Raw genomic sequence first — 25,850 nt, forward strand, 5'->3', positions numbered from 1 at the left:
GGCTGCCCACCCACCGCTGCCCTCGTCCCTCCCAGCCGGAGTCGCTTGTCGGACGGCCTCGGACTTGTTGGACAGAGCACCTTTCGCGGTCCCTCCGGGCAGCTTCTCCCGGGTCTGCGGCACCGGAGAAGGGGCGTCCGATCGGCCCGATGACACGTGGCTGAACAGCGCAAAAATTCTCGCAATATCATTCTGCTGCAGTGTTTTACACGTAGTCCAATGCTTGTCGTCGTACTTGTGTTCGGGTAAGATCAGGGCATGGACCGGGGGGACGTCAGCAACCGCATCGCCGCACTACGCGGCGATGCGGTCCTGCTCGCGAAGGACCTGGCCGAGAACGGGCGGAGCCTGGATCCGCGGGAGGCGTTCGAGGTCGCCGGGGAGCTCCAAGGAGTCATCAACGCGGCGGAGGGTGCGCAGGCCGTGGCCGCCGCGTTCGGGGCGCGGTTCGAGTGCCGGATGGTCTCGGACCGGGTAATCGAGCGCACCCATCCGGTGGGGTTCGTCGACGGGATGGCGCCGTCGATGCTGGCGATGGAGGCCGGGGTGACCGAGGGGGTGGCCGGGCGGAAGGTCCGGCTGGGGGCGAAGCTGTCCGCCCGGTTCCCGCAGGTCCTCGAGCTCGTGCTGGACGGGGAGGTGGCGGCGGTGACGGCGCACAAGGTCCTCGACGCCACCGCCGGCCTCGACGTCGAGGCGTGCCTGCGAATGGATGCCTCGCTCGCGCCGCGGCTGGCTGCGATGGACCCGGCGCGGGTGTCGTCCGAGACCCGCCGGATCGCTGCCCGGGTCGCGGCGGACCAGGTCGCGGAGCACGCCGCGAAGACGCTGAAGGTGCGGACGGTGGAGGTGTGTCCGAGCGAGGACGGCCTCACCGAGTGGTTCGCCCTCCTCCCGACCGCGACGAGTAGGGCCGCGTGGAGCGCGGTCGAGTCGTTGGCGGCGGAGTACCGCGGCGTCGACGACACCCTGTCGGTCCCGGAGTCCCGCGCGGACGCCTTCGGGGACCTGCTCCTGCGGAACGTGACCGTCAACGCGCAGGTCACCCTCGGGGTCCCCGTCGTCACCGCAGCCCCCGACCCGGCTCCGGTCCCGACGGTGCGGACGTTCTCGCCGCGGGACCCGGACGAGACGATCATCGACGCCACCACCGGTGAGGAGGTCCGCATCGGTGACCTGCCCGCTGACACCCAGGAAGACCTGGGCTGGTACGAGTTCGCGGACTACGACACCGAGTCCGGTTCCGGCGTGCCGACCGCGGTCGAGATGGCCCCCACCCGCCTCGGCACCGACACCGGCGCCACTGCCTTCGTGTCCGGGGTGCAGCTGCCCGGCCTCGGCTGGGTCGACGCCACCACCGTCGCCGGCATCCTGTCCAGCCTTCCGCTCCAGGTCGCGCGGGCCGTCCTCGACGCCCACACCGGCACCCTGGCCTCGATCACCACGGACGCCTACCGGCCACCCGCGCGGATGCGGCAGCTGGTCACCACCCGGGACGGCACCTGCCGCATGTACGGCTGTCGTCGCCCCGCCGAACGCTGCGACCTCGACCACGTCCGGCCCTGGCCGGCCGGCCCCACCACCCCGGCCAACCTCGCCGGACTCTGCCGACGCCACCACCGCCTCAAGCAGCAAGGCCACTGGCGACCCACCCTCCACCCCGACGGCACGCTCACCTGGACCGACCCCTCCGGGCGGACCCGCACCACCGAACCCGCCCACCGCACCGTCCCGGAATCGCCACCGACATCGGCCTCGTCGAAACCCCCGCGAGAACTCAGCCCGCGCGACGACGCGTGGGACGACGTCCCCATCCCCTTCTGACGCCGTCGGTGGACGCCCCTCCGGCTGCCGCCCGAGATCCCGCCCTCACCGATCGGTCAGAAGCCGCGGAAGACCCCGTCCTCGTCCGCGGCGTCGGCGTACTCGTGGAAGTCCATGTTGCTCAGCGTGAGGTTGGCGACGACGCCCTCCACCTGCTCGGGCGTGCAGCGGAAGGTGGCCGCGTCGCCGTCCTCGCCGGGGTGGAGGTCGACGAAGATCAGGGTGCAGTCGCGCATCGTCTGCGCGTCGGCGACGGCGACCTGGAAGAGGTCGTCGGGGCCGAGGCCGTCGAGCTCGGGGGACTCCAGGGGTTCGAGCAGGGCGCCCGAGCCGATGTCGTCGTGGACCGCCCTGGCGTCCTCGAGAGCAGCGGTCCAGGCCTCGTCGGACGAGTAGTCGGTGCGGACCAGGAGGCAGCCGAGGTCGGGGGCCGGGGGGAGGGTCATCGGCCGAGGGTACGGCCGCGGAGACCGCTGGGGTGGGCGATGAGGTCCTGCAACAGCTGGACCGCGCGCTCGGCGGGGGCGGTGGAGGCGCCGAGCTGGCGGACGACGGCCGCGAGGTGGCGGACGGGGGCGGGCGGGTCGATGGGGACGCGGACGACGGAGGCGGGGAGGGAGCGGGCGGCGAGGCCGGGCATGACGGAGACGCCGACGCCGGCCGCGACGAAGCCGATGGCCGTGTGGTGGTCCTGAGCCTGCACGCTGAAGCGCGGACGGAGGCCGACGGCGGCGCAGGCGGCGACGAGGATCCGGTGGCCGACCGAGCGGGGCAGGTCGTTGCTGATCCAGGTCTCGCCGCGCAAGTCGGTGAGGGCGACGGACGGACGGCCGGCGAGCGGGTGGTCGCGGTGGAGGACCGCGACGAACGGGTCCTCGGTGAGGTCGACGCGGCGGTGGCCGTGCGGCGGCGGGGTGTCCGGCGGGTCGATGACGAGGTCGATGTCCGGGAGCCGGCCGCGCTGGCCGACCTCGTTGAGGACGAGCTCGAGGACCAGGTCCGGGTACTCGGCCGACAGCCGGCGCACGAGGGTCGGCATCCACGCCGACCCCGCGGAGGCGAAGTAGCCGATGGAGAGCCGTCCCGACCGGCCGTCGCGCAGGTCGCCGACGACCCGGTCCAGCCGCGACCACTCGCTCATCGCGTCGTCGCTCTGGGCGTCGAGGACCAGCGCCGCCTCGGTCGGGACGATGCCGCGCCCGGCCCGCTCGAACAGGACGAGTCCGGTCTCGCGCTGGAGGGCGGCCAGGTGCTGGCTGACGGCCGACGACGTCATCCCCAGGTTGTCCGCGGCGGCCTGCACGCCACCGCTGGCGACGACGGCACGGAACACGGTCAGCCGGTGCGGGTCGAGCATGCCTGAATCATAAGCAGGACTACGGGGTCTTGCAGCAGAGCCACGTGGTACTGAACGTTCCGGAAGCGCAGAATAGGGGCATGACCAGCACCGCTCTCGCCGTCCAGAAGGCCCGCAACATCGCCGCCACCCTCCGTCACCACCGCGCCGCCCACCGTCCGAGCGACGTCCGCGTCGACCGCGACCAGGCCCGTGCGGCCTTCGAGGTCGACTACCTCGCGCAGACCAGCGCCCCGCGCGTTCTCTGAGCGACACGCACGCCACCGGGGAGCCCGCCCGCGCTCACCTCGCGACGACGTCGCCGAGGGTCGCGGGCCGGGCTCCGCGCGAGCCGATCTCGCCCACCTGCGCGAGGTAGAGCTCGGCGCAGGCGAGCGCGTCGGTGAGGGCCTCGTGCGCGCCGTAGGCCGGCAGGCCCCGCCGCTCGCGGGCCGCCCAGAGACGCAGCGCGCCCGTCTCGACCTCGCCGCCCCACGCCCCGGAGACCGCGCGCCGCTCGAGGTCGAGGGTGTCGACGACCTCCACCGGCAGGCCGGCGCCCCACAGCCGCTCGCACGCGGCGCCGAGGAACGTCGTCTCCACCCGGGCGAAGTGCGCCAGCAGCACCCGGCCCCGCAGCACGGCCAGCAGGTCGGCCAGCACCGCCTCCAGCGCCGCTCCCCCGGCGACGACGTCGTCGGTGAGCCGGTGCACCGTCGCGCTCTGCCCGACGTCCGCCGCGGCCCGCACCACCGCGCCGCCCGCCCCGCCGAGGACGACCCGGCCCCCGTCCACCGGCACCCAGCCGACCGACAGGACGTGGTCGGTCCGCGGGTCCAGGCCGGTTGTCTCCAGGTCGACGGCGAGCAGCGGCAGGTCCGCGACGGGGGTGTCCCGCGGGGGCGAGGGCGAGCGCAGCAGGTCCGCCAGCGGACCGGGCGCCGCCGTCCGCAGGGCACGTGCGCGCCGCGCGGCGACGTTGCGGCGGAACGGGCTCACGACACCATCGTGGTGAGGTAGCGGCGGCCGAGGGCCTGCTGGGCGAAGCGGATGATCGAGAACGCCTGGCGCAGGTGCCGCTTCTCGAAGCCGGACAGGTCGTCCGGCGCGACGAAGCTGTCCGTCGGCAGCCCGGCCCGCACCTGCGCGGACTGGTGGCGCAGCCGGACGTACCCGATGAACTCGAAGGCGTCGCGCAGGTCGTCGGCCAGCTCCCCGCTGAGGGCGCCGGCGGCGCGGGCGGCCTCGAGCCGGGCCCGGGTGGCGACGGCCGGCGAGCCGACGGCCAGGGCGTGGACGCGCGCGAGCTCGACGACGCCGAGGATCCCGCCACGCTTGATGTCGAGGGTGTCGCGGTGCTCGCCGTGCTTCTCGAGGACGAAGCCGCGGAAGAAGCCGAGCGGCGGCTCGTGAGCGCCGGCCTGCTTGGCCAAATGCGCGAGGAAGGTCTTCGCGCCCGGGGTCGCCCGCAGGACGTGCTGCTGCAGCCGGGCGTGCAGGTCGGTGTCGCCGTGCACCGGCCGCATGTCGAAGAAGATCGAGGAGTTCAGGACGGCCTCGGGCGTCGGTGCGGTGAGCCAGGAGGTGAACTCGGCCTGCCACGCCGCGAGCGGCCGGCGCCACCGCGGGTTGGTCGCCATGACGTCGCCCCGGCAGCGGGGGTAGCCGCAGCGCTCCAGCCCGTCGACCACCCGCTCGGCCAGCGCGGTGAACCAGCCGAGGTCGGCCTCGGCCACGGCGTCGTCGAGGACCATCGCCGTGTCCTGGTCGGCGGCGAGCGCCTGCTCCAGCCGCGCCCGGGACCCCAGCGCCACCCAGCAGTACGGCGCCGGGGCGGGTCCCAGCTCGGCCTCGGCCAGGGCGATGACGCGCCGCTCGACGGCGTCGCCGACCGCCGTGACGACCCGTCCGATGTCGTCGGCCGAGGCATCCTGCTCGACGAGCGCGCGCACCACCCCGGGCAGACGGGCCGACACCGCCGCGACGCCGGCGACGTCGGGCTGCTTGGCGATGTCGCCCGCGAGGTAGACCGGGCTCGCCTCCTCGATCCGCAGCAGGTCGGTCGTCGTGACGATGCCCGCGGGCCGCCCGGTGTCGTCGACGAGCGGCAGGTGGTGGATGTGCCGGGCGGTCATCTGCAGCAGCGCCTCGAAGGCCAGCGCGTCCGCGGACCCGGTGACGGGGTCGGGCGTCATCACCTCGGTCACCGGCGACGCCGGGTCGACACCGGCGGCGAGGACCCGGCTGCGCAGGTCGCGGTCGGTGAGGATGCCGGCCAGCCGCTCGCCGTCCATGACGAGGATCGAGGAGACACCGCGCGCGGCCATGACGCCGGCGGCCTCGCGCACCGTGCCGGTGACCGGCACCGTGACGAGGTCGCGGCCGAGCAGGTCGCGCAGCCGGGTCTTGAGGATGGCCGAGCCGGTGGCCGACGTCTGCAGCTCCGCGACGGCGCCGCGCATCCGGCTGCGGCGCTGCTCGTCGAAGAAGGCGTCGAAGGCGGGGTGCGCGCGGCAGAGCTCGTGGAAGACCTCACCGGGGACGACGAGCGCCAGGGAGTCCTCGATGGCCGTGACCGAGAACGTCGACGGGTTGCCCCGGGTCAGGGTGATCGACCCGAACGAGGTGCCCTCCTCGCCGCGCTCGACGAGGGTGTCCGCGGCGTCGTGGACGTCGGCGGCGCCCGAGCGCAGGACGAAGAGGTCGTGGTTGTCCCGGCCCCGCCCGATGAGCTCGGTGCCGCGCCGGAAGTACTGCACCGTGAGGCGGGCCGGGAGCCGCCGCAGCACCTCGTCGGGCAGCCCCGCGAAGGGCTCGTGCCGGGCGAGGAAGTCGCGGATCTCGGTCAGCTCGACGTCGACGGCCATGCGTCATCGTCGCAGTCCCGGCAAGAAACCCCCACCACCCGCACTGACCTGCTGGAATGACCGGACACGGTGCAACGCGGCACCCGAACGAGAGGCGGTCACCATGAGCGAGAACCCCACCGAGGGCCCGGCCGACAGCGAGGCCGGCGCGCCCGGCATCCCCGGCGAGTCCGACGGCGGCGCTGACGGCGGCGCCGGCACCGAGGGCCCCGCCGACAGCGGCGCGGGCGAGCAGACCGTTCCCGGCCAGGAGGACGGCGGCGCCGACGGCGGCGCCGAGGGTCCGGCCGACAGCGGGGCCGGCGAGCCCGGCGTGCCCGGTGAGTCCGACGGCGGCGCGGACGGCGGCGCGGACGGGTCCTGATGACCGACGCGCTCGCGCCCGAGCCCCCGACCGCGCTCCCCCCGGAGCCCGGTCGGGGGCTCGCCGCCGTGACGGCCCTCTCGCGCGAGCGGTTCGCCGCCGAGCACTGGGACACCGCGCCGCTGCTCAGCCGTGCGGCGGACCTGCCGGCGCCCGCCCACGGCTTCGACGCCGCCGCGGTCGACGAGCTGCTGGCCCGGCGGGCGCTGCGCACCCCGTTCCTGCGGATGGCCCGGGACGGTGCCACCCTCGAGCCGCGCGACTTCACCCTCGGCGGCGGCGTCGGCGCCGGCATCTCGGACCAGGTCAGCGAGGACAAGGTGCTGCGCCTCTTCGCCGACGGCGCGACGATCGTCCTCCAGGGCCTGCACCGGACCTGGGAGCCCGTCGCGCGGGCGGCGCGCGATCTGGCGAGCGACCTCGGGCACCCGGTCCAGGTCAACGCCTACGTCACCCCGCCGCAGAACCAGGGGTTCGACGACCACTACGACGTCCACGACGTCTTCGTCGTCCAGGTCGCCGGCGAGAAGCACTGGCGGGTCCGGCCGCCGGTCCACGAGCGCCCGCTGCGCAACGAGCCCTGGACCGACCGCCGCGACGCGGTCCGGGCGGCCTCGGCGGTCGAGCCGGTGGTCGACACCGTCCTGCGCCCCGGCGACGCCCTGTACCTGCCCCGCGGCTGGCTGCACTCGGCCACCGCGCTCGGCGGCACGAGCATCCACCTGACCTTCGGCGTCCACGTCTGGACCGGTCGGCACCTGGCCGAGGACGCGCTCGCGGCGACGTCGCGGCGGCTGGACGCGGACCCGTCGCTGCGGACGGCGCTGCCGGTCGGCACCGACGTCCTCGACCCCGCGACCGTCGCCGCGGCCCGCGACACGGTGCGGGCCGCGGTGCTGCGCGCCGTCGACGCCCTCACCGCCGAGGAGCTCGCCGCCGCCCTGGCCCGCCGCGCCCGCTCCGCTCAGCGCGCCGAGCCGCTCGACGTGCTCGCCCAGCACGAGGCCGGCGGGGCCGACGTCGGGCCGCGGTGGCGGCTGCGGGACGGGCTCGCCCACCGCTGGGAGGGCACGGTGCTCGTCACCCGCGTCGGGCGGGTCGAGGTGGCGGCCGACGAGCGAGAGTCCGTGGCGGCCGTGCTCACCGGGGCGGAACCGAGCGGCCTGCCCGCCGACCTGCGGCGGCGGCTCGTCCTCGCCGGGGTCCTGCTGCCGCACTGAGGGTCCGGTCCCCGTGCCGGAGCCGGGTTCCCGTGTGGCGACCCCGGCACGGGTCCAGGACGGGGACGGGGACCGAACCGACGCGGTGGACGGACCACGGCCCGGACGGTCCCCTCCGTCACCCCGTCAGTCTGCCGCCGGGCGCGGCGTCGTCGCGACGTTCCGCCCCGGTCGTGGCCGAACCGTGATGCCTGCGCGGGTCGGTCCGCGGTCAGTCGTCGACGACCTCGCCGCCGGCCTCCTGCCAGGCGCTGATGCCGCCCGCGAGGTCGAAGGCGCCGGTGAACCCGGCGTCGGTCATCCGCGAGACCGCCTCGGCCGACCGGCTGCCCGTGCGGCAGTAGACGGCGTAGGCCGCGTCCGGCGGCAGCGCGGCGATGCGGTCGGCGAAGTCGGGCGCCGAGAGGTCGATGTTGACCGCCCCGGGCAGGTGCCCCTCGGCGAACTCGGCCGGGGTGCGCACGTCGAGCAGCGTCGTCCCGGGCCGCTTGAGCGCCGCGGCGAACTCCTCGGTCCCCACCTGGCTGCCGCTCGCGGGCGCGCTCTGCGCGGTGGGCCCGGCGGTGACGCTCACCCCGCCGGCACCGGAGCAGCCGGCGGCACCGAGCGCCAGGAGCACGGCGGCCGCGACGGCGAGGGGGCGGGTGGCGGGACGGCGCGGGGTCATCGGGCTCCTCCGGGGCGGCGGGGACGGGCGGTCGCGGCCCCACACACATCGCGGCGGATTGTGGCGCGCGGCCACACCGGTCGGGCGGGGGGTCCTCTCTAGTGTCCAACGCCATGAGCGATGTCGCCGCCCCGTCGACCACCGCCGACCTGGGCGGGCGGACCGCCCTTGTCACCGGCGCCGCCAGCGGCATCGGGGAGGCCGTCGCCCGGGCCCTGGCGGCCGCGGGAGCCACCGTCCACGCCGTCGACCTCGACGAGGCCGGCCTGGCCGCGCTCTCGGGGGTCGAGCGGATCGAGCCGCTCGTCGCCGACCTCACCGACCTCGACGGCATCGAGCACCTGCCGCCGGACGTCGACGTCCTCGTGAACAACGCCGGCGTCCAGCACGTGAGCCCCGTCGAGGACTTCCCGCCCGAGCGCTTCTCGTTCATCGTCGACCTCATGCTCGTCGCGCCGTTCCGGCTGGTGCGCCGGTCGCTGCCGCACATGTACGCGCGCGGCTGGGGGCGGGTCGTCAACGTCTCCAGCGTCCACGGGCTGCGGGCGAGCCCCTACAAGTCGGCGTACGTCGCGGCCAAGCACGGTCTCGAGGGGCTCTCGAAGGTCGTCGCGCTCGAGGGTGGGGGCAAGGGCGTCACGTCGAACTGCGTCAACCCCGCCTACGTGCGGACCCCGCTGGTGGAGAAGCAGATCGCCGACCAGGCCCGGCAGCACGGCATCCCCGAGGACGAGGTCGTCGAGCAGGTCATGCTCGACCCGGTCGCCGTGAAGCGGCTCGTCGAGCCCGAGGAGGTCGCGGCCCTCACGCTGTTCCTCTGCGGGCCGGCGTCGGCGTCCCTCAACGGCTCCTCGTTCACGATGGACGGCGGGTGGACGGCCCACTGACCGGCCCCGCGGGCGCCCCCGAACCTAGGATCGGCGACGTGGCGGGCGAGGACACCGAGGCCGGGGGCGGCGCCCTTCGGCTGCTCGCGCTGCTCGCCGACGACGCCTCCGTGGCGCAGGTCGCGGCCGCCGACGCCACCGGCCCGGCACGCGACCTCGCCCTGCGCGTCGCCGCGGCCCGCGAGGTGCACCAGCGGCGCGAGGCCGGCCTCACCGCGCTGCTCGACACCGCCCGGGCGCTGGTCACCGAGAGCGACCCCGGGCAGGTCCTCGACGCCATCGTGCGCCGGGCCCGGGCCCTGCTCGGCACCGACCTCACCTACCTCACCCTCTACGACGACACCGCCGGCGACACGTACATGCGGGCCACCGACGGCTCGGTGTCGGCGGCCTTCCAGTCGGTGCGCCTCGAGCTCGGGGCGGGCCTCGGCGGGCTCGTCGCGTCCACCCGCAAGCCGTACTGGACCGCCGACTACTGGAACGACGACCGCTTCCGGCACACCGGCGCCATCGACAGCGCGGTGTCCGAGGAGGGCATCATCGCCATCTGCGGCACGCCGCTGCTCGTCGAGAACGACTTCGTCGGCGTCCTCTTCGCGGCCAACCGCACCCCGCGGCCGTTCACCCGCGAGGAGGTCGGGCTGCTCGGCAACCTCGCGACCCTCGCCGCCGTCGCCATCGTCCAGACCCGCGCCCTCGTCGACGCAGAGTCCGCGCTGGCCGCCCTCTCCGAGGCGCACGAGACCGTGCGCTCGTACGCCGACGGGGTCGAGAAGGCGGCGGCGGCGCACGACCGCTTCGCCTCCCTCGTCCTCGAGGGCGGTGGTGTCGACGACCTCACCCACTCCCTCGCCGACCTGCTCAGCGGGTGGGCGGCCCTCGTCGACGAGGACGGCGGGGTGCGCTCGGACACCCCCGGGGCGATGGTGCCGGACGGCTTCCGCGACCTCGGTGCCGGCCGGCTCGTCGAGGACGACGGTATCTACGGGCTCGCCGTCGCGACCGCCGAGGAACGGCTGGCCACCCTGTACGTCGGGGGCGCCGGGTCGCTGACCGACGCCGACCGGCGCACCGTCGAGCGCGCCGGCGTCGTCACCGCCCTCGTCCTGCTCTTCGAGCGTCAGGCGGCGGACGCCCGGCAGTCCGCCCGCAACCGCGTCGTCTCCGAGCTCGTCGCCGCCCGGGGCCCGGCCGAGGACCGCGAGCAGCTGGCGCGCTCGGCCGGCACCGACCCCGACGTCCCCTCCTGCCTGCTCGTCCTGCGGGCCGACCCCGGGACGACGGTGCGCGCGCTCGCCTTGTCGGCCACGGCGGCGGTCGGCGAGGGCGCCCTCGTCGGGGTGCACGACGCCGACGTCGTCGCCCTCGTGCCCGGTGCGGACGCGGACCGGGCCGCGCGCGACCTCGCCGCCCGCCTCGGCCGGCGCGGGCCGGTGACGGTGGCGGGCGTCGGACCGCTCACCGGCGTCGAGTCCGTGCCCGAGGCGTACGACGAGGCGGTGCGCACCGTCGCCGCGCTCGTCGCCCTCGGCCGCCACGGCGAGGGAGCGGCAGCCACCCACCTCGGGTTCGCCGGGCTCATCGTCGGCTCCGACCCGGACGTCGGGGCCTACGTCGCCCGCGAGCTCGGGCCGCTGCTGGACTACGACGCCCGCCGCGGCACCGACCTCGTCGGCACCCTCGCCGCGTACTTCGGCGCCGGCCGCAGCCCCCGCCACGCGGCCACCGCCCTCCACGTGCACGTCAACACCGTCGCCCAGCGGCTGGACCGGGTGTCGGCGCTGCTCGGCGCCGACTGGCAGGAGCCCGAGCGCTCCCTGGAGCTGCAGCTCGCCCTGCGCCTGCGCGCCCTCCTGCGCACCGACGGCTGACCGGTCGACGACACCCGGGGCCCCGCGGTGGATCCGGCCGGGACGGGGTAAGCGACAGGAGTGAGCACCTCGACCTCCTCCGCGTCCCCGTCCACCGCCGACCAGCCGGAGATCGGGGACCACGCCCTGCTCTCCGACGGCCGCTCGATGGCCCTCGTCGCCCGGGACGGCACGGTCGACTGGTGGACGATGCCGCAGGACCCGCGGCTCGGGCTGTGCGACGCCGTCCTCGACCCCGACGGCGGCCGCTTCGTCCTGCGCCCGGTGGCCGACGCCGAGGTCACCCGCCGGTACGTCGGCGCCTCGATGGTCCTGGAGACGACGTTCACCACCGCCGACGGCACGCTCGTCGTCACCGACGCCCTCTCGTTGCACAACGGCGCCCTGCTGCCCTGGGTCGAGCTCGCCCGCCGGGTGCACTGCCGCTCCGGCGTCGTCGACGTCGAGTGGGAGTTCCGGCCCGCGTCACTGCTGGGTCGGGGGCTGCGGCCGTTCGAGGAGGACCGCGGGCGCCTGCGGACCGTCGTCGACGAGGTCGCGCTCGCCGTCCAGTCCTGGGACGCGGGCGACGCGGCACCGGACGGGGACGGCGTGCGCGGGGCGATGACGATGACGGCGGGGCAGGACGCGCTCGTCGCGGTCGTCGGCGTCGTGGGCTCGGCGCCGCTGCCGCGACCCTCCCGCACCGAGGTCGAGGCCCGGATCGGCCGCACCGCCGGCACCTGGGCGACGTGGTCGGAGGGGGTGCGCTTCGAGGGCCGGTGGCGCGACCAGGTGCACACGAGCGCGCGGGTGCTCAAGGCCCTCGTCGACCCCGTCGGCGGCGCGATCCTCGCCGCCCCGACGACCTCGCTGCCCGAGCGGATCGGCGGCGGGCTCACCTGGGACTACCGCTACTGCTGGATGCGCGACGCGTCCTTCACCGTCGACGCCCTGCTGCGGGTCGGGATGGTCGAGGACGCGCACGCCGCCGTCACGGCCCTGCTGCGGATGGCGGCGACGACGAGCCCGCGGCTGCAGCCCTTCTACCGCGTCGACGGCACGCGCCCCGAGGGGACGACCGAGCTCGACCTGCCCGGCTACCGCGGCTCGACGCCGGTGCGGCACGGCAACTCCGCCGTCTCCCAGCTGCAGCTGGGCGGCTGGGGCGACCTGCTGGAGGCGCTGTGGATCTACGTGCGCTCCGGCGGTGACCTCGACGCCGACGGCGGCCGGGTCGTCGCCGAGCTCACCGACGAGCTCTGCACCCTGTGGCGCGAGCCGGACGCCGGCATCTGGGAGCTGGGCCAGACGCGGCACTACACGATCTCGAAGATGGCGAGCTGGGTCGCCTTCGACCGCGCGCTGCGGCTGGCCGACGCCGGCCAGGTCCGCGGCGACACCGCGCGCTGGGCGGCCGAGCGGGACGCCACCCAGGAGTACGTGCGGGCCGAGTGCTGGTCGCAGGACCGGGGCACCTACACCTTCTTCGCCGGCAGCGACGGCCTCGACGCCGCGTGCCTGCTGGCCGCCCGGACCGGGTTCGCCGACCCCCGCGGCCCGGAGATGGCGGGCACCGTCCGCGCCGTCCGCGAGGAGCTCATGGACGGGCCGTTCGTGTGGCGCTACTCCGGGCAGCAGGACGTCGAGGGCGCGTTCCTCGCCTGCTCGTTCTGGCTGGCCGAGGCCCTCGTGCGGGCCGGCGACCTCGACGGGGCGGCGGAGCAGATCGACGGCACGCTGCGGGCCGCCAACGACCTCGGCCTGCTCGCGGAGGAGTACGACCCCGCCGTCCCGCGGCTGCTCGGCAACTTCCCGCAGGGCCTCAGCCACCTGGCCCTCGTGAACGCGGCCGCGCTCTACGCCGAGGCGCGGGACGGGCGGGGGGCCATGGACTGACGCCGGGCGGCCGGCAGGCGGGTGAGCGGCAGCGGGCGACGCTGCCGCGCCGTCTCCAGCGCCCGGTCGCCGATGGCCAGGGCGAAGGACAGCGCCTGGCTCGGCAGCGAGCGCAGGAAGCTCGGGGTGAGCACCCCGTCGGCCTGGTCGCCGAAGATGCCGCGCGGGCCGTGGTCCTCCTCGCGGTCCACGGGCGTGTGCAGGTTGTCGCGGCGGCCCGGGTCGATCCGCTGGTCGGTGAGCTGGCCGCTCACCCCGGTGCGGGCCATGTAGTGGTCGCCGACGCCGGGCATGAGCTGCGCCATCTGCACGACCATCCAGTTCCACGTGCCGACGACCTTCTGCCGCGGCAGCGCCTCGGCGGCGTCGGCGATGGAGCGGGCGACCCGCTCGGGCTCGTAGATCGGGGGCACGGGCATCGGGTGCCGGTCGACCTTGGCGAGGCACCAGCCGAACTGCGTCGTGTTCACGGCCGGCAGGTGCACGATCGTCGTCCGCACGTTGCTGCCCTCCTCCAGGAGCTCGCACCGCAGCGAGTCGTGCAGCCCGCGGACCGCGAACTTCGCTCCGCAGTAGGCGGACTGCAGCGGGATGCCGCGGTAGGCGAGGGCCGAGCCGATGAAGACGACGGTCCCCCGGTCGCGGGGACGCATGTACCGCAGCGCCGCGAGGGCGCCGTGCAGTTGGCCGAGGTAGGTGACCCGGGTGGCGCGCTCGAACTCCTCGGCCTCGATGTCGCGCAGCCGCGCGAAGACGGTCGTCATGGCGTTGTTGACCCAGAGGTCGATGGGTCCGAGCTCGGCCTCGATGCGCTCGGCGGCGGCGTCGACCTGGCGGTGGTCCGAGACGTCGGTCGACACCGGCAGCGCACGCCGGCCGAGGGCGCGGACCTCCTCGGCGGCGGCGTCGAGCCCGGCCTGGCCGCGGGCCAGCAGCGCGACGTCGTAGCCGCGGCCGGCCAGCTCGAGGGCGACGGCGCGGCCGACGCCGGCGCTCGCCCCGGTGACCACCGCGATGCGGCCGGTCGGGTTCTCTCGGGTGTCGCTCACGGGTCTCTCCTCGCCTCGGGGCCGCACGGGCTTCTCCCTCGTTGGCTACCCGTGGCCGGGAGGCGACAAACCGCGGCTGGGGGCGGGGGCGGTGGCAGCGCGACCGGGCGGCCTTCGGGGACGGTGAGGCCGTCGACGGCGACGAGCTCGACGACGGCGCGCAGCGGCGGGGAGAGCCCGTCCAGGGCCGCGGTTCTCGCTCACACCCCTCCTTCGGCCCTGCCCTCCCCGGCCCCTGCCGCGAACGTGTGTGAACACGCCGGGGATCCCCGGCGCGTTCACACACATCGGCGGGGAGAGGGGGCGTCCGGCCCGGGCGCCGTCGTGCCGTCCTCGCGACCCTCGGGATGCTCGCCGCCGTCGGGTTCTGCCTCTGGGCCACCGGCCTGCGGCCCCACCCCGTCCCCCTTCTGCAGCGAACGTGTGTGAACACGCCGCGAAAGCGCGGCGTGTTCACACACGTTCGCGGGAGGAGCGTGGCCGGGGGTGGGGTGGGCGGTGGGGGTGTCCGGGGCAGGCGGAGGGGGTGTCAGGGGTGGGCGGTGGGGGTGGGGGTGTCAGGGGCGGGCGGCGAGGGTGCGCTCGACGGCGTCGACGACGGCGGTGACGCCGGGCTCCTCGAGGACCACCGAGTAGTGGTTGGCGTCGACGTCGGTGACGGTGAGCGCCTCGGGCAGGTTCAGGGCGGCGACGCGCTCGGCGTCGAAGAGACCCTGCGGCTCGTCGAGCAGGCCGCGGTGAGCCCACACCAGCTCGACGGGCAGCCCGTGCTCGACCACCGCGCGACGCCCGGCGTCGTGCGCCTCGTCGTCGGCGAGGACGCCGGCGCCGTCGGCCCGGACGGCGTCGAGGACGCACGAGCTGCACCAGCCGTCACCGTCCTGCCCAGGCACGAGGTCGTGGAGGATGTAGCGCCGCGCCACCTCACCCGCTGGGCCGCGCAGCAGCGGCCCGAGCGCCGGGTGCTCGTCGAAGAAGGCGAGGTACTCCTCCGCCGAGCCGAAGCGCATCGAGAGCCGGGCCATGGCCGGGCCGAGGACGGCTGCCAGCGCGGCGTCGAGGTCCAGGCCGGGCGGCGGCGGGAAGGCGAACCCGCCGTCGACGAGCACCGCGCCCGAGAACCGGGCCGGGTGCCGCGCCGCCGCCAGCGCCGCGACGTACGCCCCCATCGAGTGTCCGACGAGCACCGGCGCCGCGGCGAAGGCCGACGCGATGCCCGCGAGGTCCTCGGCATGCACCGCGAGGCCGAAGGGCCCGGGCGCCTCGCGGGAGGCCGCGCGCCCCCGCAGGTCCGGCGCGAGCACCCGCACGGCGCCCGGGCGACGCCGGGCCAGGCCGTCGGCGACCCGCTGCCAGGACAGCCCGTTGGCGGTGATGCCGTGGACGGCGAGCACGACGCGGGCGTCGTCGTCGACGGGCCCGGGCGTGAGGTCGTGGACGGCGAGGTGCCCCTCGGGCAGCTCGATGACGAACGCGGGGTCGGTGACGGTCATGACGCTCCAGTCTTCCGGATCAGTCGCCCGCCGAGCCCGGTGAGGCCGCTCGGCGCGAAGTACACGACGACGACGAAGAACGCGCCGAGGATGAACAGCGGCTGGGAGAGGACCGCGCGCAGCGTGTCCGGCAGCACGTCGAAGACCCCCGAGCCGCCGGCCTCGACGAGCCGGGCGTCGGCGTAGTGGTAGAGGAACCCGCCGAGCACGGCGCCCCAGGTCGACCCGGCGCCGCCGAGGACGACCATGACGAGCAGCGAGAGCGTGAACTCCGCCGAGGTCAGGGACGGCGAGGACCCGCCGAGGACGAGCGCGTGCACGACGCCGCCCAGCCCGCCGAGGAAGGAGCCGACGACGATGGCCAGCAGCTTGACCCGGTAGGTCGTGAGCCCGAGCACCGCGGCGCGGCCCTCGTTCTCGCGGACGGCGGCCATCGCGTGCCCGGCCCGGCTGCGCACGAGCAGCCGGACGAGGACGAACGCGACGGTGACGAACGCGAGCGCCAGCCAGTACCGGTAGGGCGCGTTCTGCACCCCGACGAGGATGGACGGCACGGCGTCGCGGTTCAGCGCCTTGCCCTCCTCGCCGCCGGTGACGCCGCCCGGGTCGCGCAGGACGATGATGGACGCCGCCTGCGCGAAGGCCAGGGTGACCATGGCGAAGGCGATGCCGCCGACCCGCAGCGCGACCCCGCCGACGACGAGCGCCAGCATCGTCGTGCCGCCGAGCGCGGCGAGGATGGCCACGGGCAGCGGCAGCGACCACGTCGAGAGGGACACGGTCAGCAGGTAGCTGCCGGCCGCGACGAACAGGGCGTGCCCGAAGGACAGCAGCCCGGTGCGCCCGAAGAGCACGTCGTAGGACAGCGCGAACCCGGCGAACACGAGGCAGGTGGCGAGGAGCTGCATCGACCCCGGGCCGTTGATGCGGCCGGGCAGCAGCCCCGGGATGCTCGCCGGGACGTACGGCAGGTAGGCCAGCACGGCGAGGAGCAGCAGGGGCAGCCCGACCCGCAGCAGCGTGGCCGGCGTAGGGCGGGTCATGCGGTCGCCCCTTTCAGGGAGGACGGGCGCGCGAGGAGCACGAGGGCGAGCAGGAGGACGACGGACAGGTCGCCGACGCCGCTCACCGCGTAGTAGTTCGCGAGCTGCTGGACCAGGCCGACGGCGAACGCGGCGACCGCCGTCCCGGTGAGCGAGCCCATGCCGCCGATGACGACGACGATGAAGGCGTAGATGAGCAGCGAGCCGCCCTGCCCCGGCGACACCGACCCGGCGTACTGCGAGAACAGCACCCCGGCCAGCGCGGCGACCGCCCCGCCGAGCCCGAAGACGATGGTGAAGGTGCGCTGCACGTCGATGCCGAGCGCCTCGACCATCGTCCGGTTCTCGACCCCGGCGCGGATGACGAGGCCGAGGCGGGTGTAGCGCAGCAGCGCGAGCAGCCCGCCGAACAGCGCGAGGGCGACGGCGAGGTAGACGAAGCGGTCCACGGGGATGCGCGCCCCGAGGAGCCCGACGGTGCCGGTCATGACCTCCGGCCGGGCGACGGCGCGCGGGTCGGCGCCCCAGATGCCTTGGACGGCGGCGACGGCGGCCAGCGAGAGCCCGACGGTGACGAGCACCTGCTGGATGTGGTGGCGGTAGAGCGGCCGGATGAGGACGACCTCGACGACCACCCCGACGATCGCCCCGACGAGCAGGGCGACGACGACGGCGACGAGCAGCCGCAGGCCGACCCCCATCGACGACGGCAGCCGCGTCATCGTCACCCAGGCGGCGTAGGCGCCGGCGGTCATGAAGGCGCCGTGGGCGAAGTTCAGCACGCCCATGAGCCCGTAGATGAGGGAGAGGCCGCTGGCGGCGAGGAAGTACAGCGCTCCGAGGCCGAGCCCGGTGACGACGATGAGGAGGAAGGTGCTCACGCGGCGCCCTCCCGTCGCATGGAGACCCCGAGCAGCTCCTGGGTCAGCGCCTGGTCCTCGACGAGCTCGCGGGCGTCGCCGCGGTGGACGACCCGCCCGGCGTCCAGGACGACGACGGTGTCGGCGATCCGGCGCACGAGCGGCAGGTTCTGCTCGACGAGCAGCACCGGCGTGGACTCGGCGACCCGGGCCAGGACGTCTGCGACCTCGGTGACGAGCTTGGGCGCGAGGCCCTTGGTCGGCTCGTCGACGAGGAGGAGGTCGTTCTCGCGCAGCAGCACCCGCGCCAGCGCCACCATCTGCTGCTGCCCGCCGGAGAGCGTCCCGGCGCGCTGGGTGCGGCGCTGGACGAGGTCGGGGAAGAGCTCGCGGACGATCGCGGCGTCGGCGCCCTCCGCGGGCCCGACGAGGCGCAGGTTCTCCTCGACGGTGAGTCCGCCGAAGACCTCGCGGTCCTCGGGGACGTAGCCGATGCCGCCGGCGACGATGCGGTGGGTCGGCTCGCGGACGATGTCGCGCTCGCGCAGGAGGACCGACCCGGTGCGCGGGGCCAGCCCGAGGACGGCCTTGAGGGTCGTCGTCTTGCCGACGCCGTTGCGGCCGAGCAGGGCGGTGACGCCCGTGGCGGGCACCTCGAACGAGACGCCCTGGAGGACGTGCGAGCCGCCGTAGCGGACGTGCACGTCGTCGAGGACGAGGACGCTGCTCACAGTGCTTCTCCCAGGTAGGCCTGCTGGACCCGCTCGTCGGCGGTCACCTCGTCCGGCTTCCCGACCGCGAGGAGGCTGCCGTGGTGGAGCACGGCGACCCGGTCGGCGAGGCCGAGGACGACGTGCATGTGGTGCTCGACCATCGCGACGGCGACGCCGGAGTCGCGCACCTCGCCGATGATCGCCGTGAGGCCGTCGACGTCCTCGGCGGAGACGCCGGCCATGGGCTCGTCGAGGAGGAGGGCCCGCGGCTTCGCCGCGAGGGCCATGGCGAGCTCGAGCTTGCGCCGCCCGCCGTGCGAGAGGTCGCGGGCGAGGGTGCCGGCCGTGCCGCCCATCGTCACCCGCTCGAGCAGCTCCTCGACCCGGGTCGCCGGCACCGACCGGGCCCCGCGGAAGGGCGAGAGCGGCGAGCCGCCGGCGCCCTGGACCGCGAGCCGGACGTTCTCCCCGGCGGTGAGGCCGTCGAAGAGCGCCGAGGTCTGGAACGAGCGGGCCAGGCCGGAGCGCGCGCGCCGGGTGGCCGACTGCCGGCTGACGTCCGCGCCGTCCAGGGTGACCCGCCCGCTCGAGGGGCGGGTCACGCCGGAGAGGATGTTGACGAGCGAGGACTTGCCGGCGCCGTTGGGGCCGATGATCCCGACGAGCTCCCCGGCCGCGACGGTCAGGCTCACGTCGTCGAGGATCTGCGCCCCGCCGACCCGCCAGCCGACGCCCTCCGCCCCGATCACTGGATCGGGGTGACCGGCGGCGCGACCTGCTCGGGGTCCAGGGTCTCCTCCGGCGTGGCGGTGAGGGCGTCGCCGTCCTTCTCCAGGGAGGCGGTGAACATCGGCTGGAGGAGGGCGTGGTCCTCGGCGCGGATCTCCATCTCGCCCTTGGGGCCGGTGAAGGTCCAGCCCTCGAGCGCCCCGACCATGGCGTCGGTGTCGTCCGGGCTCGCCTCGAGGGCGTGGACGATCATCTGCGCGGCGACGAAGCCGTCGTTGGTGAAGAGGTCGACGCTGCCGCCCTCCTTCTCCATGCCGTCGGCGAGCGCCTGGTAGGCCTCGTTGTCGGCGGCGCCGTCGAAGAAGTGCGAGAGGAAGTCGATCTTCGTCGCGGACGCGCCGAACAGCGCGTGCGTCGGCTTGATGTCCAGGCCGGTGACGACCGTGGTGACGTCGAACACGCCCTGCTGCGAGAGCGTCGTCCACATCTGGGTGGCGTTGGTGCCGGCCCAGGCGACGAAGAGCAGGTCCGGCTTGGCGGCCTTGATCTTCGAGGCGAACGGCGTGAACTCGGTTGCGGCGGCGGGTACCTCGACGGCCGAGACCGTCGCGCCCTGGTCGCCGAGGATGCTCGTGACGGCGGCGATGTTCGCCTTCCCGAAGGCGCTGTCCTGGGCCAGGACGGTGACCTTCTTGCCCTCGACGTCGCCGATCATCGTCCCCGCGGTGGCGACGTCCTGGTAGGTCTGCCGGCCGGAGCGGAAGGTGTACTTGCTCGCGCCGGTGACGGCGTCGACCGCGGCCGGGCCGGAGACGAAGAGGACCTTGTTGTCCTGGGCCAGCGGCGCCACCTGCAGCGCGACGCCGGACGAGGTCGAGCCGGCGATGACCTTCGTGCCCTTGCCGATGAGGTCGGTGGCGGCGGCGACGGCCTTGGCGGGGTCGCCGGCGTCGTCGGACTCGGTGACCTCGACGGGGCGGCCGTTCACCTCGCCGGTGCCGTCGGTGGCGTAGTCCAGGCCGGCGGTGAAGCCCTGCCGGTACTGCTCGCCGTAGGTCGCGAGCGGACCGGACTTGCTGTAGACGAGACCGACCTCGATCGGCGAGCCGCCGGCCGAGCCGGAGGCGTCGCCGGAGGACGCGGCGCCGGGCTCACCCGGGGAGCCGCAGGCCGCGAGGGCGAGAGAGACGACGGCGCTCGCGACGGCGAGCCCAAGACGACGTGACACGGGGTCCTCCTCCGGTGGGCGCTCGCGCCATTGCTGCAACGAATCCGTTGACGCCCGAACCGATGCGGCGACCGTAGCCGGGTCCTCGCGGGCCGGGCCGTGGGGCGTGCGGCCACATTGCCGTCCAGGACATGTGCTCGGCCACCATCAGCCCGATGGGGCAGGCTGACGCCGGTGCGCGCCCTCGTCTACGACCGCTTCCGCGCCGACCCGCGGGTCGCCGACCTGCCCGACCCCGTCGCCGAGCCCGGCGGGGCGGTGGTCCGGGTGCTCGCCGGCGGGCTCTGCCGCAGCGACTGGCACGCGTGGGCGGGCCACGACGACGACGTGACGGCCTTCCCGCACGTGCCGGGCCACGAGCTGGCCGGCGTCGTCGAGTCCGTCGGCGCGGGCGTCGACCCCGCGTGGACCGGCCGGGCCGTCACCGTCCCGTTCGTCCTCGCCTGCGGGGCCTGCCCGACGTGCGCCGCCGGCGACGGCCAGGTGTGCCCGCACCAGCGCCAGCCCGGGTTCACCGACCCCGGCAGCTTCGCCGAGCGGGTCGCCGTGCGGGCGGCGGCGACCAACCTCGTCGCCCTGCCGGAGGCGGTGCCCCCGGCGGTCGCGGCCGGCCTCGGGTGCCGGGTGGCCACCGCGCACCGGGCGGTCGTGGCCCGCGGGCGCGTCGCCGCGGGTGAGACGGTGCTCGTCCTCGGCTGCGGCGGGGTGGGCCTCGCGGCCGTCCAGGTGGCCGTGGCCCGCGGGGCGCGGGTCTGCGCCGTCGACGTCGACGCCGGCTCCCGGGAGCGGGCCGCGGCGCTCGGGGCCGAGCACACCCTGGACGGCGGCGCGGACGAGGCCGCGCTCGTCGACGCCGTGGCCGGCTGGTCCGGGGGCGGGGCGCACCTCGCGGTCGACGCCGTCGGCTCGCCCGCGACGTGCCGGGCCGGGATCCTCGCCCTGCGGCGGCGTGGGCGGCACGTCCAGGTGGGGCTGCTGCCGCCCCGGGCCGGGGCCGCCGCGGTGCCGATGGAGCGGGTCATCGCCTGGGAGCTCGACGTGCTCGGCAGCCACGGGATGGCCGCCGCCGACTACGCCGGGCTGCTGGCCGACGTCGCGGCCGGGGCGGTCGACCTCGACGCGCTGCGGGCGCCCGGGGACCCGGTGGGGCTGGCGGAGGCCGGGCGGCTGCTCACGACCCTCGGCGAGACCCCCTCGCGCGGGATCGTCCTCGTGGACCCGTCGCGCTGACCGGGACCGACCGCCAGACTGGTCGCGTGCGAGAGGGACGGTGGTGGACCGAGCGGGTGCTGCCGCGGGTGAACCACCGGGGGCTGCAGGGCGAGGACGCCGGCCGCTGGCGCGCCCCGGTCTGCGTCCGGGCGAGCGGCGTGGTCCTCGACATAGGGTTCGGGTCCGGCCCGAACCTCGAGCACTACCCGGCCGCGGTCACCCGGGTGCTCGCCGCCGAGCCGTCGGACCTGGCGTGGGAGCTCGCCGCCGAGCGCGTCGCCGCCTTCGGCCGGCCGGTCGAGCGGCCCGTGCGGGACGCCGCGGACCTCTCGGTGCTCGCCGCCGGCTCGGTCGACTCCGCCGTCTCGGCCTGGTCACTGTGCACCGTGCCGGACGTGGAGGGCGCCCTCACCGAGGTGCGCCGGGTGCTGCGACCGGGCGGCGCGCTGTACTTCGTCGAGCACGGGCTGGCCCCGGACGCCGGCACCGTCCGCGCGCAGCGGGCGGTGCAGCCGGTGTGGGGAGCGCTGGCCGGCGGGTGCCACGTCGACCGGGACGTCCGCGGGCTGCTCGCGGCCGCGGGGTTCGAGGTCGTGACCGGGCGGGCGCAGTACGTCGGACCCGGCCCCCTCCGGATCTGGGGCTGGTTCGTCCGCGGCGCCGCGCGCCCGGTGCCCTGACGCCGGCGGGCCCTCAGCGGCCGAGCACCCGCGCGAGGAAGCCGCTGCTCGGCTCCTGCGCGTGCCCGAGGCAGCGGTCGGCCCGCGGCACCCCGGCCAGGGCCTGCTCGACGTGCTGGCCGCACCCGGCCCAGGTCGGCTTGCCACAGGTCTTGCACGTCACGCGTCGGCACATGGCGGTCTCCTCGCTGCGTCGGGGCGGACGACCGTCGTCCGCATACCCCCGAGGGTATCAGGCCGAGGCGCTCGACGAGGGCGCGGTCAGGCCAGCGAGAGGAAGAGCTTCTCCATGGCCTCGACGTCCATCGAGCCGCCGTCGGGGTCGGTGATGCACTGCTTGAGACCGAGGGCGATGACCGCGAAGCCGGCGCGGTCCAGCGCCTTCGACACCGCCGCGAGCTGGGTGACGATGTCCTGGCACTCGCGGCCGTCCTCGATCATCTTGAGGATGCCGCCGATCTGGCCCTGGGCCCGCCGCAGTCGCTTGACGACGGCCTGCATCTGCTCCGGGTCGAGCTCCATGGCGGCGCCTCCTGCGGCGGGGACGGGCAGTGCGTCGATGGTAGCGGCGGGCGGGTCGGTGGTCCGGCGACTCGTCGTGGTCATCACGTGCTCCTGGCGGGGGGACGGACCCGGCGGCCCATAATACCCCGCAGGGTATCGACGGGCCGCCGGGCGAGGGGTCGGGTCAACCGGCCTGACGGGCGGCGACCTTCTCGCGCACCTCGTCCATGTCCAGCGCCTGGATGCCGTCCAGGACCTGCTCCAGCGCGGCGGGGGGCAGCGCGCCGGCCTGCTGGAAGACGAGGATCCCGTCGCGGAACCCCATGAGGGTCGGGATGGAGCTGATCTGGAGCATCATCGAGAGCTCCTGCTCGGCCTCGGTGTCGACCTTGGCGTGGACGACGTCGTCGTGCTTCTCGCTCGAGGCCTCGAAGGTCGGGGCGAACTGGCGGCACGGGCCGCACCACGAGGCCCAGAAGTCGACGAGCACGACCCCGTCCTGGGTCACGGTCTTCTCGAACTCGGCGGTCGTGAGGTTCACGGTGGCCATGGGGCACTCTCCTTCTGGTCCTGCTGGCGATGGCGTCCGCGAATGACGACCACATACCCCAAGGGGTACATTCCGTGGCGCATCCGCTTCAGTGAGGAGAACACCCGCGATGGTCGAGATCATCCCTGTCGAGACCCCGTCCCTCGGGGACCGCAGCTACGTCGCCCACGACGGCGAGGTCGCCGCGGTCGTCGACCCGCAGCGCGACGTCGACCGGGTCCTCGAGCTCTGCGAGCGCGAGGGGGTGCGCGTCACCCACGTCGTCGAGACGCACATCCACAACGACTACGTGACCGGCGGTCTCGCCCTCGCCCAGCGCACCGGCGCGACCTACCACGTCAACGCCGACGACCCCGTGGCCTACGAGCGCCACCCGGTGCGCGACGGCGACGTCATCGAGGTCTCCCCGTCGATGACGCTCACCGTCCTCGCCACGCCGGGCCACACCTTCACCCACCTGTCCTACGCGCTGTCCTCCGGCGGACGGGACGTCGCGGTCTTCACCGGCGGCTCGCTGCTCTACGGGTCCACCGGCCGCCCCGACCTGCTCGGCCCGGACCACACCGACGCCCTCGCCCACCACCAGTACGCCTCGGCCCGGCGCCTGGCCGAGCAGGTCGCCGACGACGCCGCCGTGCTCCCCACCCACGGCTTCGGCAGCTTCTGCTCCTCGAGCCAGTCCGACGCCACGAGCTCGACGATCGGCGAGGAGCGGCGGAGCAACCCGGTGCTCACCGAGGCCGAGGAGTCGTGGGTGCGCGACCTGCTGGACGGTCTCGACGTCTTCCCCGCCTACTACGCGCACATGGGCCCGGCCAACCTCGCCGGGCCGGACGCGCCGGACCTGCGGGCGCCGGCGCCCGCCGACAAGGCCGAGATCCGCCGGCGCATCGAGGCCGGCGAGTGGGTGGTCGACCTGCGCACCCGGAGCGCCTTCGCGGCCGGGCACGTCCCCGGCACGTTCAACCTCGGCGTCGACGGGCAGTTCGCGACGTACGTCGGCTGGCTCGTGCCGTGGGGCGCCGACCTCACCGTCCTCGGCGAGAGCCCCGAGCAGGTCGCGCAGGCGCAGCGCGAGCTCGTGCGGATCGGCGTCGACGAGCTCGCGGGCAGCGCCACCGGCAGCCCGCAGGACTGGACCGACGCCCCCCTGGCGACGCTGCGGCGCGCCACCTTCGCCGACCTCGCCGAGGTGCTGCACCACCGCCGGGTCGCCGTCCTCGACGTCCGCCGCGAGCGCGAGTTCGCCGCCGGGCACATCGAGGGCGCCGTGAACATCCCGATCCACGAGATCGTCGAGCGGCTCGACGAGGTGCCGCAGGGCGAGGTCTGGGTGCACTGCGCCGGGGGCTACCGCGCCTCCGTCGTCGCGAGCATCGTCGCCGCCACCGGTCGCACCGTCGTCGCGGTCGACGACGGCTTCGAGCGGACCGCGGAGGTCGGGCTGGTCTGAGCCGGGGAGGATGTCCGGCGTGGCCCCCGCCCTCTCCCGCGCGCTCGACGCCGTCCTCGACGGCGCCGACCCCTCGGCGCTGCGGCGCGCGACCGTCCGGCTCGTCGAGGTCTACCGGTCCGGTGCGCCCCCGTCGGCGCAGGTCCTCGCCGACCCCACGTCGGCGCTCGCCTACGCCGCCTACCGGATGCCGGCCACCCACGCCGCGGTGGCGCGGGCCCTGCGCGAGGGTTCGCGCGTCGGAGCGCTGGACGGGGTGCGCCGGCTCGTCGACGTCGGGGGCGGTACCGGCGCCGCGGCCTGGGCGGTGGCGGGCGCCGTCCCGGGGCTGGAGTCTGTGGTCGTGGTCGACTCCTCGGCCGACGCGCTGGTCCTGGGCCGCCGGGTCGCCCGGCACGGACCGCCGGTGGTGGCCGGCGCGACGTGGACGCGGACCGACCTCGCCGACCGCGCGCCGCTGCCCGCCGGCGACCTGGCCACGCTGTCCTACGTCCTCGGCGAGCTGCCCGAGGACCTGCGGCCCGCCGTCGTCGACGCCCTCGCGGCCGCCGCGCCCCGGGTCCTCGTCGTCGAGCCCGGCACCCCGCGCGGGTACGCGGCCGTGCTCGCGGCGCGGGACCGGCTGCTCGCGCTCGGCTGGCACCTGGCCGCGCCCTGCCCGCACGCGCTGGCCTGCCCGGTCGCGGCGCGGGAGGGCGACTGGTGCCACGTCGCGGCCCGGCTGGACCGCAGCGCGCTGCACCGCCGGCTCAAGGGGGCCACGCTCGGGCACGAGGACGAGAAGCTGTCCTACGTCCTCGCCACCCGCGAGCCCGTGACGGCGGCCCCCGGCCGGGTGCTGCGGCGGCCGCAGACGCGCAAGGGGCTGGTGGGGCTCGAGGTCTGCCGCGCCGACGGCACGGCCGGCCCCGAGGTCGTCACACGGAGGGACCGGGAGCGCTACCGCCAGGCCCGCGACACCGGGTGGGGGGACCCCTGGCCGCCGGCGGTCTGAGGGGCCTCCCCGCGGCGCGCCGCGGGACTTCCCGGGGTGCCCTGCGCGAGGTAGCGCCCCGTTCTTGCTAGGTTTTCGAGGAAAGTCCCATCGCCAGAAGGAGCACGACCATGACCAAGAAGGAACTCGCCCAGGCCCTCGCCGGCAAGACCGACCTCTCCGCGAGCGCGGCCGAGGACGTCGTGAGCGCCGCCCTCGACATCATCTCCGACTCGCTCGCCAAGGGCGAGGACGTCAAGCTCGCCGGCTTCGGCAACTTCGAGACCCGCGAGCGTGCGGCCCGCACCGGCCGCAACCCGCAGACCGGCGAGGAGATCCAGATCGCCGCGTCGACGTCCGTCGGCTTCAAGGCCGCCGCGCAGCTCAAGCGCGCCGTCAACGGCTGAGACTCACCCGCACGCCCGGACGGGGCGCCGGCCACCACGGCC

At 75.4% G+C, this 25,850-nt stretch carries 27 protein-coding genes; 12 read left to right on the forward strand and 15 right to left on the reverse strand.

Annotated features, from left to right (window positions below; genetic code table 11):
- Positions 1-258: 258 nt before the first annotated feature.
- Positions 259-1,824 (forward strand): HNH endonuclease signature motif containing protein, encoded by a 1,566-nt coding sequence (locus EPD83_RS15325; protein WP_128366435.1) that lies wholly within the window; start codon positions 259-261, stop codon positions 1,822-1,824.
- 56 nt (positions 1,825-1,880) lie between these two features.
- Here the strand turns inward: EPD83_RS15325 and EPD83_RS15330 are convergent, their stop codons facing one another.
- Together EPD83_RS15330 and EPD83_RS15335 are read right to left on the reverse strand one after the other, a co-directional pair.
- Positions 1,881-2,270 carry a DUF6924 domain-containing protein gene (locus EPD83_RS15330; protein ID WP_128366436.1) on the reverse strand — a complete coding sequence of 130 codons (390 nt, stop codon included), beginning with the start codon at positions 2,268-2,270 and terminating at the stop codon, positions 1,881-1,883.
- Positions 2,267-3,181, reverse strand: coding sequence for a LysR family transcriptional regulator (locus EPD83_RS15335; RefSeq protein ID WP_128366437.1), 915 nt, complete (start codon positions 3,179-3,181; stop codon positions 2,267-2,269). Before EPD83_RS15335 ends, EPD83_RS15330 begins: the two co-directional genes overlap by 4 nt.
- Positions 3,182-3,261: 80 nt before the next feature.
- On the opposite strand from EPD83_RS15335, the gene EPD83_RS15340 reads away from it, so the two are divergent.
- Positions 3,262-3,429, forward strand: coding sequence for a hypothetical protein (locus tag EPD83_RS15340; RefSeq protein ID WP_164896311.1), 168 nt, complete (start codon positions 3,262-3,264; stop codon positions 3,427-3,429).
- 34 nt (positions 3,430-3,463) lie between these two features.
- Here the strand turns inward: EPD83_RS15340 and EPD83_RS15345 are convergent, their stop codons facing one another.
- Positions 3,464-4,159: an exonuclease domain-containing protein gene (locus EPD83_RS15345; RefSeq protein WP_128366438.1), complete on the reverse strand. Its 696-nt coding sequence runs from the start codon at positions 4,157-4,159 to the stop codon at positions 3,464-3,466.
- On the reverse strand, positions 4,156-6,027 hold the full coding sequence (locus EPD83_RS15350; protein ID WP_165566812.1) for a DUF294 nucleotidyltransferase-like domain-containing protein: 1,872 nt from the start codon (positions 6,025-6,027) through the stop codon (positions 4,156-4,158). The genes EPD83_RS15345 and EPD83_RS15350 overlap by 4 nt, the downstream gene beginning before the upstream one ends.
- Before the next feature lie 103 nt (positions 6,028-6,130).
- On the opposite strand from EPD83_RS15350, the gene EPD83_RS15355 reads away from it, so the two are divergent.
- Positions 6,131-6,391: a BatC protein gene (locus EPD83_RS15355; protein ID WP_128368334.1), complete on the forward strand. Its 261-nt coding sequence runs from the start codon at positions 6,131-6,133 to the stop codon at positions 6,389-6,391.
- A complete protein-coding gene (locus tag EPD83_RS15360; protein WP_165566813.1) occupies positions 6,391-7,611 on the forward strand; it encodes a cupin domain-containing protein in 1,221 nt (406 codons plus the stop codon). Before EPD83_RS15355 ends, EPD83_RS15360 begins: the two co-directional genes overlap by 1 nt.
- Positions 7,612-7,822: 211 nt before the next feature.
- Here EPD83_RS15360 and EPD83_RS15365 read toward each other — a convergent pair whose 3' ends face one another.
- Positions 7,823-8,278, reverse strand: coding sequence for a rhodanese-like domain-containing protein (locus EPD83_RS15365; protein ID WP_128368095.1), 456 nt, complete (start codon positions 8,276-8,278; stop codon positions 7,823-7,825).
- Between the two features lie 113 nt (positions 8,279-8,391).
- Here EPD83_RS15365 and EPD83_RS15370 point away from each other — a divergent pair, with 113 nt between their 5' ends.
- Genes EPD83_RS15370 through EPD83_RS15380 form a run of 3 tightly spaced genes read left to right on the forward strand, consistent with a single transcriptional unit; the run spans position 8,392 to position 12,914 of the window.
- Entirely contained in the window at positions 8,392-9,165 is a 774-nt protein-coding gene (locus tag EPD83_RS15370) for a 3-hydroxybutyrate dehydrogenase (protein ID WP_165566814.1), read from the forward strand.
- Positions 9,166-9,203: 38 nt separating this feature from the next.
- The gene (locus tag EPD83_RS15375) at positions 9,204-11,036 is read left to right on the forward strand and encodes a helix-turn-helix domain-containing protein (protein ID WP_235950655.1); all 1,833 of its coding nucleotides are present in this window, start codon (positions 9,204-9,206) and stop codon (positions 11,034-11,036) included.
- A 60-nt stretch (positions 11,037-11,096) separates the two neighbouring features.
- A complete protein-coding gene (locus tag EPD83_RS15380) occupies positions 11,097-12,914 on the forward strand; it encodes a glycoside hydrolase family 15 protein (protein ID WP_128366935.1) in 1,818 nt (605 codons plus the stop codon).
- Here the strand turns inward: EPD83_RS15380 and EPD83_RS15385 are convergent.
- From EPD83_RS15385 to EPD83_RS15415, 7 genes are all read right to left on the reverse strand, one after another.
- Positions 12,875-13,963 (reverse strand): SDR family oxidoreductase, encoded by a 1,089-nt coding sequence (locus EPD83_RS15385; protein WP_128366936.1) that lies wholly within the window; start codon positions 13,961-13,963, stop codon positions 12,875-12,877. The two genes, EPD83_RS15380 and EPD83_RS15385, sit on opposite strands and share 40 nt — an antisense overlap.
- A 557-nt stretch (positions 13,964-14,520) precedes the next feature.
- Positions 14,521-15,456, reverse strand: a complete 936-nt coding sequence (locus tag EPD83_RS15390) for an alpha/beta hydrolase (RefSeq protein ID WP_128366937.1) — start codon at positions 15,454-15,456, stop codon at positions 14,521-14,523.
- Positions 15,453-16,499, reverse strand: a complete 1,047-nt coding sequence (locus EPD83_RS15395) for a branched-chain amino acid ABC transporter permease (protein ID WP_165566815.1) — start codon at positions 16,497-16,499, stop codon at positions 15,453-15,455. The genes EPD83_RS15390 and EPD83_RS15395 overlap by 4 nt, the downstream gene beginning before the upstream one ends.
- On the reverse strand, positions 16,496-17,380 hold the full coding sequence (locus EPD83_RS15400; protein WP_165566816.1) for a branched-chain amino acid ABC transporter permease: 885 nt from the start codon (positions 17,378-17,380) through the stop codon (positions 16,496-16,498). Before EPD83_RS15400 ends, EPD83_RS15395 begins: the two co-directional genes overlap by 4 nt.
- Entirely contained in the window at positions 17,377-18,090 is a 714-nt protein-coding gene (locus tag EPD83_RS15405; RefSeq protein ID WP_128368615.1) for an ABC transporter ATP-binding protein, read from the reverse strand. Before EPD83_RS15405 ends, EPD83_RS15400 begins: the two co-directional genes overlap by 4 nt.
- Positions 18,087-18,821 carry an ABC transporter ATP-binding protein gene (locus tag EPD83_RS15410; protein ID WP_165566817.1) on the reverse strand — a complete coding sequence of 245 codons (735 nt, stop codon included), beginning with the start codon at positions 18,819-18,821 and terminating at the stop codon, positions 18,087-18,089. Before EPD83_RS15410 ends, EPD83_RS15405 begins: the two co-directional genes overlap by 4 nt.
- Complete coding sequence (locus tag EPD83_RS15415; protein ID WP_165566818.1) at positions 18,818-20,029, reverse strand: substrate-binding domain-containing protein; 1,212 nt, start codon at positions 20,027-20,029, stop codon at positions 18,818-18,820. The genes EPD83_RS15410 and EPD83_RS15415 overlap by 4 nt, the downstream gene beginning before the upstream one ends.
- Positions 20,030-20,203: 174 nt before the next feature.
- Between EPD83_RS15415 and EPD83_RS15420 the strand changes: the two genes are divergently transcribed.
- Entirely contained in the window at positions 20,204-21,259 is a 1,056-nt protein-coding gene (locus EPD83_RS15420) for a zinc-binding dehydrogenase (RefSeq protein WP_128366481.1), read from the forward strand.
- Between the two features lie 26 nt (positions 21,260-21,285).
- Positions 21,286-21,921 carry a class I SAM-dependent methyltransferase gene (locus EPD83_RS15425; RefSeq protein ID WP_205859556.1) on the forward strand — a complete coding sequence of 212 codons (636 nt, stop codon included), beginning with the start codon at positions 21,286-21,288 and terminating at the stop codon, positions 21,919-21,921.
- A 13-nt stretch (positions 21,922-21,934) separates the two neighbouring features.
- Here EPD83_RS15425 and EPD83_RS15430 read toward each other — a convergent pair whose 3' ends face one another.
- From EPD83_RS15430 to trxA, 3 genes are all read right to left on the reverse strand, one after another.
- Positions 21,935-22,096 (reverse strand): hypothetical protein, encoded by a 162-nt coding sequence (locus tag EPD83_RS15430; RefSeq protein ID WP_164896323.1) that lies wholly within the window; start codon positions 22,094-22,096, stop codon positions 21,935-21,937.
- Positions 22,097-22,182: 86 nt separating this feature from the next.
- A complete protein-coding gene (locus EPD83_RS15435; protein ID WP_128366487.1) occupies positions 22,183-22,443 on the reverse strand; it encodes a metal-sensitive transcriptional regulator in 261 nt (86 codons plus the stop codon).
- 166 nt (positions 22,444-22,609) lie between these two features.
- Positions 22,610-22,975 carry a thioredoxin gene (gene trxA, locus EPD83_RS15440; protein ID WP_128366482.1) on the reverse strand — a complete coding sequence of 122 codons (366 nt, stop codon included), beginning with the start codon at positions 22,973-22,975 and terminating at the stop codon, positions 22,610-22,612.
- 109 nt (positions 22,976-23,084) lie between these two features.
- Between trxA and EPD83_RS15445 the strand changes: the two genes are divergently transcribed.
- From EPD83_RS15445 to EPD83_RS15455, 3 genes are all read left to right on the forward strand, one after another.
- Positions 23,085-24,428, forward strand: coding sequence for an MBL fold metallo-hydrolase (locus EPD83_RS15445; RefSeq protein ID WP_128366483.1), 1,344 nt, complete (start codon positions 23,085-23,087; stop codon positions 24,426-24,428).
- A 19-nt stretch (positions 24,429-24,447) separates the two neighbouring features.
- Complete coding sequence (locus tag EPD83_RS15450) at positions 24,448-25,422, forward strand: small ribosomal subunit Rsm22 family protein (protein WP_235950656.1); 975 nt, start codon at positions 24,448-24,450, stop codon at positions 25,420-25,422.
- A gap of 110 nt (positions 25,423-25,532) precedes the next feature.
- The gene (locus EPD83_RS15455; protein WP_128366485.1) at positions 25,533-25,808 is read left to right on the forward strand and encodes an HU family DNA-binding protein; all 276 of its coding nucleotides are present in this window, start codon (positions 25,533-25,535) and stop codon (positions 25,806-25,808) included.
- Positions 25,809-25,850 lie beyond the last annotated feature (42 nt).

It is taken from the genome of Phycicoccus flavus (genome assembly GCF_004025965.2).
Classification (GTDB): domain Bacteria; phylum Actinomycetota; class Actinomycetes; order Actinomycetales; family Dermatophilaceae; genus Phycicoccus; species Phycicoccus flavus.